The organism is Enterobacter cloacae complex sp. IR5402, from assembly GCF_049238125.1.
GTDB classification, from domain to species: Bacteria; Pseudomonadota; Gammaproteobacteria; order Enterobacterales; family Enterobacteriaceae; genus Enterobacter; species Enterobacter hormaechei_C.
On the sequence record NZ_JBMKHO010000005.1, the window covers coordinates 84,355 to 98,475 of the forward strand.

Below are 14,121 nucleotides of genomic sequence, written 5' to 3' on the forward strand. Positions count from 1 at the left end.
ACGCAGCCAACGCATCTGCAACCTGAACTACGACGCGTAAAGCTGGCTCAGAAGAAAAGGACTGGAGCATGGCAAGTTCGGGCACAACATCCACCAAGACGCGTTTTACAGGCGCGCAGCTGATTGTTCATTTACTGGAACGACAGGGCATCACCACCGTTGCGGGCATCCCGGGTGGGACCGTGCTGCCGCTGTATGATGCGTTAAGCCAAAGCACACAGATCCGCCACGTGCTGGCGCGCCACGAGCAGGGCGCAGGCTTTATCGCCCAGGGCATGGCGCGTACCCAGGGTAAACCAGCGGTCTGTATGGCCTGTAGCGGGCCGGGCGCCACTAACCTGGTGACCGCCATCGCCGACGCGCGTCTCGACTCCATTCCGCTGATCTGCATTACCGGCCAGGTGCCGTCCTCGATGATCGGCACCGATGCGTTCCAGGAAGTCGATACCTACGGCATCTCTATCCCCATCACCAAACATAACTATTTAGTTCGCGATATCAGCGAGCTGCCTCAGGTTATCAGCGATGCGTTCCGCATCGCGCAGTCTGGCCGCCCGGGCCCGGTGTGGATAGACATTCCTAAGGATGTCCAGACCGCAGAGATCGAGATCGACATTCTGCCGGAGCCGGGCGAGCGTGCCCCCGCGCCGGAGTTCAGCGCTGAGAGCGTGCGCGATGCGGCGGCAATGATCAACGCCGCCAAACGCCCGGTGCTGTATCTGGGCGGCGGGGCGATCAACGCCGCGGATGAAATCCGCCAGTTTGCGGAAAAAGCCAACCTGCCGACCACCATGACCCTGATGGCGCTGGGTATGCTGCCCAAAGCGCATCCATTGTCTTTAGGGATGCTGGGCATGCACGGCGCGCGCAGCACCAACTACATCCTGCAAGAGGCGGATTTGCTGATAGTTATGGGGGCGCGTTTTGATGACCGGGCGATTGGCAAAACCGAGCAGTTCTGCCCGAACGCCAAAATCATTCACGTGGATATCGACCGCGCCGAGCTGGGTAAAATCAAGCAGCCGCACGTGGCGATCCAGGGCGACGTGGCCGAGGTGCTGGCGCAGCTGATCCCGCAGACGGTGGCAACCGACCGCGCCGACTGGCGCCAGCTGGTGGCCGATCTGCAACGCGAGTTCCCGGGCGCTATCCCAACCGAGGGCGACCCGCTGAGCCACTATGGTCTTATCAACGCTGTTGCCGCCTGCGTGGATGACAGCGCGATTATCACCACCGACGTCGGCCAGCATCAGATGTGGACTGCCCAGGCGTATCCGCTGAACCGCCCGCGCCAGTGGCTGACCTCCGGCGGCCTTGGCACCATGGGCTTCGGCCTGCCAGCAGCGGTTGGCGCGGCGCTCGCCAACCCGGACCGTAAGGTGATCTGCTTCTCCGGTGACGGCAGCCTGATGATGAATATTCAGGAGATGGCGACGGCGGCCGAAAACCAGTTAGACGTCAAAATCATTCTGATGAACAACGAGGCGCTGGGTCTGGTACACCAGCAGCAGAGCCTGTTCTATAAGCAGGGCGTGTTTGCGGCGACCTATCCGGGGATGATCAACTTCATGCAGATTGCCGCTGGTTTTGGCCTGCACACCTGCGATCTGAACGCCGAAGAAGATGCCCACGCGGCGTTGCAGGATGCGATTTCTCGCCCTGGCCCGGCGTTGATCCACGTGCGTATCGACCCTGAACAAAAAGTGTATCCGATGGTGCCGCCGGGTGCGGCAAATACTGAGATGGTGGGAGAATAAGCCATGCAGAAACAACATGATAACGTCATTCTGGAACTCACCGTCCGCAACCACCCTGGCGTCATGACCCACGTCTGCGGGCTGTTTGCCCGCCGGGCATTTAACGTGGAAGGCATTCTCTGCCTGCCGATTCAGGGCAGCGAGCACAGCCGCATCTGGCTACTGGTCAACGACGACCAGCGTCTGGAGCAGATGATAGCGCAGATCGACAAGCTGGAAGACGTCACCAAAGTGGCGCGCAACCAGTCCGATCCCACCATGTTTAACAAAATTGCGGTGTTCTTCGAATAGATCGCTTAAGGTAAGCGTCTTTCGCTCTTGTAGGCCGGATAAGTGCAGCGCCATCCGGCTTTTTCAGACCGCAGGAACACACATGACCACCATCGCCCTTATTGACGACCACCTTATCGTCCGCTCTGGCTTTGCCCAGCTTCTCAACCTCGAACCGGATTTCCAGGTCGTGGCCGAGTTTGGCTCCGGTCGCGAGGCGCTGGCGGGCCTGCCGGGGCGCGGGGTTCAGGTCTGTATCTGCGACATTTCGATGCCGGATCTCTCCGGGCTGGAGCTGTTAAGCCAGCTGCCGAAAGGAATGGCGACCATTATGCTCTCGGTCCACGACAGCCCGGCGCTGGTCGAGCAGGCACTCAACGCGGGCGCACGCGGCTTCCTCTCTAAACGCTGCAGCCCGGACGAGCTGATTGCCGCCGTGCGCACCGTCTCCACCGGCGGCTGCTACCTGACGCCGGAAATCGCCATCAAGCTGGCGGCTGGACGACAGGATCCGCTCACCCGGCGCGAGCGTCAGGTGGCAGAGAAACTTGCCCAGGGCATGTCGGTGAAAGAGATTGCCGTAGAGCTGGGGTTGTCGCCAAAGACCGTTCACGTTCATCGCGCCAACCTGATGGAAAAACTCAACGTCAGTAACGATGTCGAGCTGGCGCGCCGTATGTTTGACAGCTGGCAATGAACTCCCTTTTTTCGCGGCTGATCGCCGTTGTCGCCAGCTTTTTTATCTTCTCCGCCGCGTGGTTCTGCCTGTGGAGTATCAGCCTGCATCTGGTGGAACGCCCGGAGCTGGCGGTGCTGCTGTTCCCCTTTGGCCTGCGTCTGGGGCTGATGCTGCAATGCCCTCGCGGCTACTGGCCGGTGCTGCTGGGCGCAGAGTGGCTGATGCTGATCTGGCTGGCGCAGGAAGTGGCGCTGGCGCATCTGCCGTTATTGATAACCGGAAGCCTGCTCACGCTTATCCCGGTCGCCCTCATTTCCCGCTACCGTCACCAGCGCGACTGGCGCACGCTGCTGCGTCAGGGGGCGGCACTAATTGCCGCCGCGCTGTTGCAGTCCCTGCCGTGGGTGGGTGAAAAGGAGGTGCTTAACGCCCTGCTGCTGACCCTTACCGGCGGCCTGACGCTGGCCCCGACCTGCCTTGTGATCTGGCATTATCTTACAAGCACTGTCTGGCAGCCGCTCGGCCCGGCGCTGGTCTCCCAGCCGGTGAACTGGCGCGCCCGGCATCTCATCTGGTATCTGCTGCTGTTTGTGGTGAGCCTGTGGCTCCAGCTTGGTCTCCCAGCTGAATTATCACGCTTCACGCCGTTTTGTCTGGCGCTGCCGATCATCGCCCTTGCCTGGCACTACGGCTGGCAGGGCGCATTGATCGCCACGCTGATGAACGCCATCGCGCTGATTGCCAGCCAGACCTGGCACGATCATCCGGTAGATTTACTGCTTTCCCTGCTGGCCCAGAGCCTGACCGGGCTGCTGCTCGGCGCGGGCATACAGCGCCTGCGCGAGCTGAACCAGTCCCTGCAAAACGAGCTGGCGCGCAACCGCCGTCTGGCGGAGCGTCTGCTGGAGACGGAAGAGAGCGTGCGGCAAGAGGTTGCCCGCGAGCTGCACGACGACATCGGCCAGACCATCACCGCCATCCGTACCCAGGCGGGCATTGTTCAGCGCCTGGCGGCAGAAAACGCGGGCGTGAAGCAGGGCGGGGCGCATATCGAACAGCTTTCGCTGGGCGTCTATGATTCCGTTCGTCGCCTGTTAGGGCGGCTGCGCCCGCGCCAGCTTGACGATCTCTCCCTGGAGCAGGCGGTACGCTCCCTGATGCGCGAGATGGAGCTGGAAAGCCGCGGCATTGTCAGCCATCTCGACTGGCGAATTAACGAATCTGCGCTGAGCGAAGGCCAGCGCGTAACCCTGTTCCGCGTCTGTCAGGAGGGGCTGAACAATATCGTCAAACATGCCAGTGCCAGCGCGGTCACGATCCAGGGCTGGCAGCAGGACGAGCGCCTGATGCTGGTAATTGAAGACGACGGCTGCGGCCTGCCGCCGGGCTCCGGCCAGCAGGGCTTTGGCCTGGCGGGCATGCGCGAGCGCGTAAAGGCGCTTGGCGGCACGCTGAGCCTCTCCTGCACCCACGGGACGCGCGTCAGCGTCAGTTTGCCGTTAAGGACGCATCATGTTTAAAACCCCCGCCAGCGCCGCCCCGCTAAGCAACAAAGCGGAAATCGACTCCCGCTACCGCTACTGGCGTCGCCATATCCTGATTACCATCTGGCTCGGCTACGCGCTGTTCTACTTTACCCGCAAAAGCTTCAACGCCGCCGCGCCGGAGATCCTCGCGAGCGGCGTGATGACCCGCACCGACATCGGCCTGCTGGCGACGCTGTTTTACATCACCTACGGCCTGTCGAAGTTCTTCTCCGGCATCGTCAGCGATCGCTCCAACGCGCGTTATTTTATGGGCGTCGGGCTGATCGCCACCGGCGTGGTGAATATTCTGTTTGGCTTCTCCACCTCGCTCTGGGCCTTCGCCCTGCTGTGGGCGCTGAACGCCTTTTTCCAGGGCTGGGGCGCGCCGGTCTGCGCCCGCCTGCTGACCGCCTGGTACTCACGCAACGAGCGCGGCGGCTGGTGGGCGATATGGAACACCGCGCATAACGTCGGCGGGGCGCTGATCCCGATGGTGGTGGGTGCCGCGGCGCTGCACTACGGCTGGCGCGCGGGGATGATGATTGCCGGTGGCCTGGCGATTGTCGCCGGGCTGTTCCTCTGCTGGCGCCTGCGCGACAGGCCGCAAACCGTCGGCCTTCCACCGGTGGGCGACTGGCGGCACGACGAGATGGAGATCGCCCAGCAGCAGGAAGGGGCCGGGCTGTCCCGCCAGGAGATCCTCACCAAATACGTGCTGAAAAACCCCTACATCTGGCTGCTGTCGCTCTGCTACGTGCTGGTCTACGTGGTGCGCGCGGCCATCAACGACTGGGGCAACCTGTACATGTCCGAGACGCTCGGCGTGGATCTGGTGACCGCCAACTCGGCGGTGACCATGTTTGAACTGGGCGGGTTTATCGGCGCGCTGGTGGCGGGCTGGGGCTCGGACAAGCTGTTCAACGGCAACCGCGGCCCGATGAACCTGATTTTTGCCGCCGGGATCTTGCTCTCCGTCGGCTCACTATGGTTGATGCCGTTCGCCAGCTACGTGATGCAGGCGGCGTGCTTCTTCACCATCGGATTTTTCGTCTTTGGCCCGCAGATGCTGATCGGCATGGCGGCGGCGGAGTGTTCCCACAAAGAGGCGGCCGGCGCGGCGACGGGCTTTGTCGGGCTGTTTGCCTATCTTGGCGCATCGCTCTCCGGCTGGCCGCTGGCGCGGGTGATCGACATCTGGCACTGGAGCGGGTTCTTCGCGGTGATCGCCATCGCGGCGGGCATCTCCGCCCTGCTTTTACTGCCGTTTTTGCACGCGCAGGCGCCGCGCGAAGCGTGACGCGCCTCACCTTTTGCTGCCGAGACGCGCAAAACTAAGAAATTTTCCCGGTTTCACCTGGACGCTGTCTCAGGCATCTCTCCTGGCTGGTTTTTACAATGCTGCAAAAATCAGCTCAGGAGTAAACCAACCATGCTGGCCTTCTTAAACCAGGTGCGCAAGCCGACCCTGGATCTGCCGCTCGACGTGCGGCGCAAGATGTGGTTCAAACCGTTCATGCAGTCTTATCTGGTGGTCTTCATCGGCTACCTGACCATGTATCTGATCCGCAAAAACTTTAACATCGCGCAGAACGACATGATCTCGACCTACGGGCTGAGCATGACGCAGCTGGGGATGATTGGCCTGGGCTTCTCCATCACCTACGGCGTGGGGAAAACCGTTGTCTCGTACTATGCAGACGGCAAAAACACCAAGCAATTCCTGCCGTTTATGCTGATCCTCTCCGCCATCTGTATGCTCGGCTTCAGCGCCAGCATGGGCGCGGGGTCCGTTAGCCTGTTCCTGATGATCGCCTTCTACGCCCTGAGCGGTTTCTTCCAGAGTACCGGCGGGTCGTGCAGCTATTCCACCATTACCAAATGGACCCCGCGCCGCAAGCGTGGTTCCTACCTCGGCATGTGGAACATCTCCCACAACCTCGGCGGGGCGGGCGCGGCTGGCGTAGCGCTGTTCGGCGCAAACTACCTGTTCGACGGCCATGTGATCGGCATGTTTATCTTCCCGTCGATTATCGCCCTGATCGTCGGCTTTATCGGCCTTCGCTACGGCAGCGACTCCCCGGAATCGTACGGCCTCGGCAAAGCCGAAGAGCTGTTCGGCGAGGAGATCAGCGAAGAGGACAAAGAGACCGAAGAGAACGAGATGACCAAATGGCAGATCTTTGTTGAGTACGTGCTGAAAAACAAAGTGATTTGGCTGCTCTGCTTCTCAAACATCTTCCTCTACGTGGTGCGTATCGGCATTGACCAGTGGTCAACCGTGTATGCTTTCCAGGAGCTGAAGCTTTCTAAAGAGGTGGCGATTCAGGGCTTCACCCTGTTCGAAGTGGGCGCGCTGGTCGGCACGCTGCTGTGGGGCTGGCTCTCCGACCTCGCCAACGGCCGTCGCGCGCTGGTGGCCTGCATCGCGCTGGCGCTGATTATCGCCACGCTCGGCGTTTACCAGCACGCCAGCAACCAGTACGTTTATCTGGCGTCCCTGTTCGCGCTCGGCTTCCTGGTGTTTGGCCCTCAGCTGCTGATTGGCGTGGCGGCCGTAGGGTTCGTGCCGAAAAAAGCGATCGGCGCCGCCGATGGGATTAAAGGCACCTTCGCCTACCTGATCGGCGACAGCTTCGCCAAGCTGGGCCTGGGGATGATCGCCGACGGCACGCCGATTTTCGGCCTCACCGGCTGGGCGGGCACATTCGCGGCGCTGGATGCGGCAGCGATCGGCTGTATCGTCCTGATGGCGATGGTAGCGGTGCTGGAAGAACGTAAAATTCGCCGTGAGAATCGTGCGCAGAAATTAAAAGTAGCCTGAGTGTGCAGGTAACTTCTTTGCCCGGTGTGTGATGCCGGGCTTTTTTATCATGTAACTTATGAAAGCTCTATCTATTCTATTAACATCGCTAACTCGCATAAATCATGGTAATCCTTTAATGATATTGGATTTTCCTCAAAAAATTTGTCTATATAAATATCAGTTGCTTGGTTTATTTTGTATTGTTTCCCATCAAAATAATATGTTTGCTTTTCAATTGCATCGTAATTATTTGGGGAGTGTAAAATATCATTAAGTATTTTATCTTTCTTTTGTTTATGGTTATGGCTTATTCCAAATTTACTCATAATTATTGAAATTAAGTATATTGGGTTTATTTTTTCAGAAAATACATAGTCATGTATGGGGTAAGCAGAAAATGTAAAAGATGTTGTGTTTAATAATATGTCTTTAGTTGATGTTTTAGTAGTGAAGTTTGTTTGGGGTTTGAATATGGAAAATATGGTTTTTTTACTGTTGTTGGAGAATATGTCTATTCCAGACAACATATCCTTATAGTATGTGTTATGACATGTATAGATAGCTAGCATAAAACTTAATGATATAATCTCAATGTTTTTATTTGTGTGGCTATATATGGATTCAAGTCTTTCAAACCACAAGTTTACTGTCCTTAAATCCATTGAAAAACCATCTGCAATAGTGGTTAAAATTTCCTTCACTAAAAGAACTTTATCAGTTTGTTGATCATGTATAATTAATTCTTTAGTGAGTATTGTTTTGTTAAAAGTAACAGAGTTGCTTATTCTTTTATCTATGAAATCAAATAAACTTCTCTTTTTTAAGGTGACAGAACGTATAAAAAATCGATCAAGATATCTAGTGGCATCAAATCCGGAGCCATAAACAGAACAAATTGAGTGAGACAATTGTTCTTTATCAGTTGCAATGACGAAAACAACATTATTTATGTCAAAGAGATGCTTTATAGTTTCAAGCATATCGATGGCATAGTTCGGTCGACAGCGATCCAGTTCATCAATGAAAATAAAAAGTGGGTATGCATATTTACCTTCATTCGTATCTATTACTGCTTCGAGCCATTCATGTATTGATTTTTTGAAATTTTCGGCTGAAGAGTTTGCTTGCTCATGAGATTTTAGTAATTCATCTACTATTTTTGAACCAAGATCAGCCTCAGAGTCGAGATCAAGATCCTCAGTATCAATTCCAAGTTTGTTTTTAATAAAACACTTGGTTACTTCTGGCGCAATTGATTTCATCAATCGCCATGTGCCTTTAATTACATTGTTTTCTAAAATAGAGAGTTCTGTTTTAGTTGTTAGCGATGATTTAATCTCTGAAACAACTGTCAGAAAAGGATCCCCAGAGTGATCATTTTTCCATGCATCAATATAAACTGTCGGATAGGTATTGGATATTTCATGCATCCACCTACGTATAAACCATGTTTTGCCTGCCCCCCATTGTGCGTCTAAGTTTAAAACATAATTACCATCTGTTCCTTTATCTACTAAAAAAGATGTTAAGAATCGAGCATATTCACTACGTTCGAGAGTATCAGGTGGTAAGTCTTCAACTTTATCAGACCAATTAAAAGGTAGTTCTAAATGCTTTGTCATTTTTCTATCCTGTGTATTGACTTAAACAAAGAAAAATAAACCTAAAAAATTTCATGCTATGTTGGTGATGAATTTCGAACAATATATATCTTTTTTATGTATTTTCTCAAGATTTTGGAAGCCGCTTCGTAAAAATGAAATTGCTTCACCTGTCATTAGCTAAACCCCTTTACCAACTCTTTCTCAAGGCATAAATTGCCCTCGTTGCAGCACACCTGCAACCGGGCGTAGGAACCCGAATAAATGCACAAAATGACGATTTTTTTTGTCAGGGCAGCGCATATCTGGATAGAATCATGGTGGCGCTGACGGAGCAGCCGAAAGGCTGGCCGGTTTCTTTGTGCATCGGTACTTCCTACCTTCGTCAGCGTCACCACCCTCGGGCGTAGGAACCCAGGTGGTGATAATTACCTAAAATTGCGCAAAGAGGCTGCCTTATGGCTACTGTTCCAACCCTTAATTTTTCAAATCATCACGACGAATTTATCTATCAGCTAATCTCTCATCCGCTTCCCTCTAATGCAGATCTTTTTGATGTTGCAGATTTCAGCGCCGCGTTTGCGAGCGTGCTTGTCGAAACGGACGATGCCGCAGAACGCAATGCCATATGTGGACGCTTACTAAATGCGCTTATCCATATGGAAAGTCTTTGCGAAAATGATCTGCCAGTGCATTTAATCGACAAGCTTTCTGCGGAAGAAATACCCGTCTCCACTATGCCTGAATGCTGGCAGGAGACTGACATTCCCGTTTCTTACGCCGTTGCTCTTACACAATCGTTGCTAACTAATAATCTGCCTGAGGCAGTAGCGAAAGCGTTAACTGGGCTTTTGCATGATCTCGTCTACTTGTTGGCTGATTTTGTGAAGGAACCCTATATTCAGCGACAGAAAATGCTCTGATTTAATTGAAGATAAGCGGCAGGCCATGATTTCTGCCGCTTCAATAGCTCCAGCAATAATCTGTAAAACTCACCAGTATGAATTAACAGAGGCTCTACCTTTACCCCGCTTTACACACCCATTCCTCTCCTTGCTCTACAGTGTTTTTGCTGCCGCCTTTCGTGCAGCCTTAGCCCCTTTTGCTAACGGAGAGCTTGCATGTTAACCCGACGATTGTCCTGCCTGGCGCTGCTGATGGCGCTGGCCTCCCCCGCAATGGCCGCGAATGCACCTACCTACGGCGAGAAGCTGGAAGGTTTTGACTACGGCTGGCTGGTAAAACACTTTACCTTTACCTCGCAGAACCAGCCTCTGGATATGGCTTACCTGGACGTGAAGCCGGAAAAACCCAACGGCCGCACCGCGGTGCTGATGCACGGCAAAAACTTCTGCGCCGGTACCTGGGACGGCACGATCCGCACGCTTTCAGCCAGCGGGTATCGCGTGATCGCACCCGACCAGATCGGCTTCTGCAAATCCACCAAGCCGGAGCATTATCAGTACACCTTCCAGCAGCTGGCGGATAACACCCACGCGCTGCTGAAAACGCTGGGCGTCGATCGCGTCACGGTTATCGGCCACTCGACCGGCGGCATGCTGGCGACCCGCTACGCGCTGATGTGGCCGCAGCAGGTGGAGCAGCTGGTGATGGTCAACCCGATAGGCCTGGAGGACTGGAAAGCGCGCGGCGTGCCGCATATTACGGTCGACCAGTGGTACCAGCGCGAGCTGAAGGTCAGCGCCGACGGCATTCGTCAGTACGAGAAAAACACCTACTACGCCGGGGAGTGGAAGCCGGAGTACGAGCGCTGGGTCACCATGCTTGCCGGGTTAAACAACGGGCCAGGCAAAGCGCGCGTGGCGTGGAACTCGGCGCTGCTCTACGACATGATTTATACCCAGCCGGTCGTCTATGAATTTAACGAGCTGAAGATGCCGGTATTATTGATGATCGGCACGAAGGACAACACCGCCATCGGGAAAGATCTCGCCCCGCCTGAGATCCGCAAAACGCTCGGCAACTATGCGGTGCTGGGAAAGGAGACGGCGAAGCGCATCCCGCACGCTACGCTGGTGGAATTTAACGACATGGGCCACGCGCCGCAGATGCAGGATCCTGAGCGCTTCCACGAGGCGCTGCTTAAGGGGCTTCAGGCCCGCTGACTGGTTTGCAGCAACAGCCCGCGCAGCCACGCCTGCGCGGGATTGCGGTGCGTTCTGCCGTGCCAGGCCATGCTCTTGGTAAAGCCTGGCACGGGAACTGGCGTCTCGCAGATGAACATCCCCGTCTGATTTTCCGCGATGCGTGACGGCACGACGGCAATCATATCGCTGAGGGCCAGCACGTCCGGCAGAACCAAAAAGTGGCTCACCGAGAGCCCCACGTGCCGCGTCCGGCCAATTTTCTCCAGCGCGCTATCGGTTACCCCGCGAAAGCCGTCTCCCTCGTAAGAGACCAGCACATGCTCAAGGGCGCAAAATCGGTCTAACGTCATTGGCTCTCCGGCGTTTGGATGATCGGCGCGCATCATGCATACGTACCGTTCATCATAAAGCGCACGGCTGTGAAGCTCATCGGGCGTGGTGTGGGGGGTGATAAGCGCTACGTCAATAGCGCCCTGCTCAAGCTGGCTGACAAGGCTACCGGGGGTAACGGGCACCACGCGCACGCGTATGCCAGGCGCCTGTGTTTTAAGGGCGGCGATAAACGGCACAACAACCGCCCGAAGTGCATAATCCGTAGCGGCAAGAGTGAAGGTGAGGCGAGCGGTATTTGGGTCAAAGGCAACGGGCTGAAGCAGCACGTCGATATCCGCGAGAATGCGCTTCACCGGAGCGGCCAGCGCTTCCGCGCGCGTGGTTGGCACCATGCCGTGCGGGGCGCGGATAAAGAGCGGATCGTCGAAGTAGTCCCGCAGGCGGTTGAGCATGCCGCTCACGGCGGGCTGGGTCAGAGCAAGACGCGCCGCCGCGCGGGTGACGCTGCGTTCATCCAGCAGAGCGTCAAGCGTTTTCAGCAGGTTTAGATCCAGCGTGCGCAGATCCGCTTTCATGATGTTTTGCTACCTCTTTTCCGTTCACTATTATGGCGCTGCCCGCTGTCGACGCGTTGCGTTTCCCGCTATGATGGGCGGCTAGTCTAAGGAGAACGCATGGTCTGGATAATGCTGGCAACGCTTGCCGTGGTGTTTGTAGTTGGGTTTCGTGTCCTGACCTCGGATTCCCGCCGCGCCATCAAACGCTTGAGCGAACGGCTGGGTATCACCCCGATGCCGGTAGAATCGATGATCGACCAGTTCGGTAAAACGCCGGGCAATGAGTTTATCCGCTACCTTGAGCGCCCAGACGAAGCGCACCTGCAAAACGCCGCCCAGGTCCTGCTTATCTGGCAGGTCTGCATCGTCGACGGGAGCGAAGAGAATCTGCATACCTGGCACCGCATGCTGCGTAAAGCCCGCCTGGCCGCACCGATCACCGATGCGCAAATCCGCCTCGCGCTCGGCTTCATGCGCGAGATAGAGCCCGATCCGCAGGAGCTTGACGCCTTCCAGCTGCGCTATAACCAGCTTTTCCTCCCGGAAGAGGGCGTGTTTTATCTGCACTGATATCACGAAACGTGATGAAGAGTATAAAGCATCGTCATTAGATTTATATCTGCCGCAGGCGCACCATCACTTCATCCACTCGCTGCTGAGGTGAACCATGAAACAATCCGCCATTATCTGGCCAAACGACTACCTGCCAGGCACAACCGATAACTTTGCATCCAACGAAATCATCGTCGCCGGGCTGAGCGCAAAAGAGATTTGGGCGCAGCTTAACGACACTACCCTGTGGCCGAACTACTACAGCAACGCCGAAGATATTCGTTTTCACGACGGCAGCGGTCCGGAACTGAGCGCCAACGCCCGCTTCCGCTTTACGACCTTTGGCTTCCCGGTTGAGGCGCAGGTCACGGAGTATGTTCCGCCCGTTGACGGCGAAGCCGCACGGATCGCCTGGCACGGCTGGGTGGAGGGCGATGCCAGCTCGCGTCTGGATGTGATCCACGCCTGGCTGTTTGAAGACTTGCCGGGAAACCGCGTCCGTATTCTGACTCAGGAGTCGCAGAAAGGCGTTCCTGCACAGGAACTTGCTCGCACCGTGCCGAATCCGATGATCAACGGGCACCAGGAGTGGATCGTTGGGCTGGCGAATGCAGCGATGCAAGAAAAGTTGTCGAAACGTTAAATTCGTCACACTTTTGATGATAAACTGCGCGACTTTTCCGCACGTTTTTATCTTCAGGTGATGCCATGACAGAACATACCCAGCCCACGACCACACCGCAGACCAAAGAGGTGTCGCGCCCCAACTGGTCGGCGGTTTTCTCCGTGGCGTTCTGCGTCGCCTGCCTGATTACCGTTGAGTTTCTACCGGTGAGCCTGCTGACGCCGATGGCGCAGGATCTGGGCATTTCCGAGGGCGTGGCGGGGCAGTCCGTTACCGTCACCGCGTTTGTGGCGATGTTCGCCAGCCTGTTTATCACTCAGGCGATCGGCACCATTGACCGTCGTAAAGTGGTCATTCTGTTCAGCGTGCTGCTGACGCTCTCCTGCCTGCTGGTCTCTTTCGCTGAAAGCTTCACCCTGCTGCTGCTCGGCCGTGCCTGCCTGGGGCTGGGATTAGGCGGCTTCTGGGCGATGTCCGCCTCGCTGACCATGCGCCTGGTGCCCGCGCGTACGGTGCCGAAGGCCCTGTCCGTCATCTTCGGCGCGGTCTCCATCGCGCTGGTGATTGCCGCGCCGCTGGGCAGCTTCCTCGGCGGGATTATCGGCTGGCGTAACGTGTTCAACGCGGCGGCGGTGATGGGCGTGTTGTGCATTATCTGGGTGTGGAAAGCGCTGCCGTCCCTGCCGGGTGAGGCGGCGCACCACAAACAGAACATGTTCGCGCTGCTGAAACGTCCGGGCGTGCTGGCGGGGATGACCGCCATCTTCATGGCCTTTGCCGGGCAGTTTGCTTTCTTCACCTATATCCGCCCGGTGTATATGACCATGGCGGGCTTTGACGTGGACGGCCTGACGCTGGTGCTCCTGAGCTTCGGTATCGCCAGCTTTGTCGGCACCTCACTGTCGTCTCAGTTCCTGAAGCGCTCCCTGAAGGTGGCGCTGGCGGGTGCCCCGCTGGTGCTGGCGATCAGCGCCGCGGTGCTGGTGTTGTGGGGCAGCGATAAGTGGGTGGCGTCTGCCATCGCGATTATCTGGGGCTTTGCCTTTGCGCTGGTGCCGGTGGGCTGGTCGACGTGGATCACCCGCTCGCTTGCCGATCAGGCGGAAAAAGCCGGGTCGATTCAGGTAGCGGTGATCCAGCTGGCGAACACCTGCGGCGCGGCGGTGGGCGGCGTAGCGCTCGACCATCTGGGGCTGACGTCACCGCTGGTGATTTCCGGCACGCTGATGCTGCTGACGGCGCTGCTGGTGGCGGGGAAGGTTAAGGCGAAGTAGTGCTTTTCTCCCTCTCCCGTGGGAGAGGGTTGGGGT

The 14,121-nt window shown here is 56.5% G+C and carries 13 protein-coding genes; 11 read left to right on the top strand and 2 right to left on the bottom strand.

All coding sequences use genetic code 11. From position 1 onward, the window contains the following. Positions 1-68 precede the first annotated feature (68 nt). The 6 genes from ilvB (at position 69) to uhpT (ending at position 7,053) form a co-directional block, all read left to right on the top strand. Positions 69-1,757, top strand: a complete 1,689-nt coding sequence (ilvB, locus tag ACOTXL_RS10835; RefSeq protein ID WP_003861056.1) for an acetolactate synthase large subunit — start codon at positions 69-71, stop codon at positions 1,755-1,757. A 3-nt stretch (positions 1,758-1,760) separates the two neighbouring features. Further along, positions 1,761-2,048, top strand: a complete 288-nt coding sequence (gene ilvN / locus ACOTXL_RS10840; protein ID WP_028014960.1) for an acetolactate synthase small subunit — start codon at positions 1,761-1,763, stop codon at positions 2,046-2,048. An 82-nt stretch (positions 2,049-2,130) separates the two neighbouring features. Then, the gene (gene uhpA / locus ACOTXL_RS10845) at positions 2,131-2,724 is read left to right on the top strand and encodes a transcriptional regulator UhpA (RefSeq protein WP_032608150.1); all 594 of its coding nucleotides are present in this window, start codon (positions 2,131-2,133) and stop codon (positions 2,722-2,724) included. Further along, the gene (gene uhpB, locus ACOTXL_RS10850; protein ID WP_032608151.1) at positions 2,721-4,226 is read left to right on the top strand and encodes a signal transduction histidine-protein kinase/phosphatase UhpB; all 1,506 of its coding nucleotides are present in this window, start codon (positions 2,721-2,723) and stop codon (positions 4,224-4,226) included. Before uhpA ends, uhpB begins: the two co-directional genes overlap by 4 nt. After that, positions 4,219-5,529, top strand: a complete 1,311-nt coding sequence (locus tag ACOTXL_RS10855; protein WP_003861050.1) for an MFS transporter — start codon at positions 4,219-4,221, stop codon at positions 5,527-5,529. The genes uhpB and ACOTXL_RS10855 overlap by 8 nt, the downstream gene beginning before the upstream one ends. Positions 5,530-5,661: 132 nt before the next feature. Then, positions 5,662-7,053 (top strand): hexose-6-phosphate:phosphate antiporter, encoded by a 1,392-nt coding sequence (gene uhpT, locus ACOTXL_RS10860; protein WP_023315092.1) that lies wholly within the window; start codon positions 5,662-5,664, stop codon positions 7,051-7,053. A 71-nt stretch (positions 7,054-7,124) separates the two neighbouring features. Here the strand turns inward: uhpT and ACOTXL_RS10865 are convergent, their stop codons facing one another. Beyond that, positions 7,125-8,657 carry a KAP family P-loop NTPase fold protein gene (locus ACOTXL_RS10865; RefSeq protein ID WP_052686665.1) on the bottom strand — a complete coding sequence of 511 codons (1,533 nt, stop codon included), beginning with the start codon at positions 8,655-8,657 and terminating at the stop codon, positions 7,125-7,127. Between the two features lie 437 nt (positions 8,658-9,094). On the opposite strand from ACOTXL_RS10865, the gene ACOTXL_RS10870 reads away from it, so the two are divergent. Together ACOTXL_RS10870 and ACOTXL_RS10875 are read left to right on the top strand one after the other, a co-directional pair. After that, positions 9,095-9,559, top strand: coding sequence for a hypothetical protein (locus tag ACOTXL_RS10870; protein WP_023326391.1), 465 nt, complete (start codon positions 9,095-9,097; stop codon positions 9,557-9,559). Positions 9,560-9,757: 198 nt separating this feature from the next. Then, the gene (locus ACOTXL_RS10875; RefSeq protein ID WP_023326392.1) at positions 9,758-10,762 is read left to right on the top strand and encodes an alpha/beta fold hydrolase; all 1,005 of its coding nucleotides are present in this window, start codon (positions 9,758-9,760) and stop codon (positions 10,760-10,762) included. Here the strand turns inward: ACOTXL_RS10875 and ACOTXL_RS10880 are convergent. Further along, positions 10,750-11,652 carry a LysR family transcriptional regulator gene (locus ACOTXL_RS10880; protein WP_023323928.1) on the bottom strand — a complete coding sequence of 301 codons (903 nt, stop codon included), beginning with the start codon at positions 11,650-11,652 and terminating at the stop codon, positions 10,750-10,752. The genes ACOTXL_RS10875 and ACOTXL_RS10880 overlap by 13 nt on opposite strands. Before the next feature lie 99 nt (positions 11,653-11,751). Between ACOTXL_RS10880 and ACOTXL_RS10885 the strand changes: the two genes are divergently transcribed. From ACOTXL_RS10885 to nepI, 3 genes are all read left to right on the top strand, one after another. Continuing rightward, complete coding sequence (locus ACOTXL_RS10885; protein ID WP_003861042.1) at positions 11,752-12,204, top strand: DUF1198 domain-containing protein; 453 nt, start codon at positions 11,752-11,754, stop codon at positions 12,202-12,204. Between the two features lie 97 nt (positions 12,205-12,301). Next, entirely contained in the window at positions 12,302-12,829 is a 528-nt protein-coding gene (locus ACOTXL_RS10890; protein WP_003861040.1) for an SRPBCC domain-containing protein, read from the top strand. Between the two features lie 65 nt (positions 12,830-12,894). Continuing rightward, on the top strand, positions 12,895-14,085 hold the full coding sequence (nepI, locus tag ACOTXL_RS10895) for a purine ribonucleoside efflux pump NepI (RefSeq protein ID WP_023326393.1): 1,191 nt from the start codon (positions 12,895-12,897) through the stop codon (positions 14,083-14,085). Positions 14,086-14,121 lie beyond the last annotated feature (36 nt).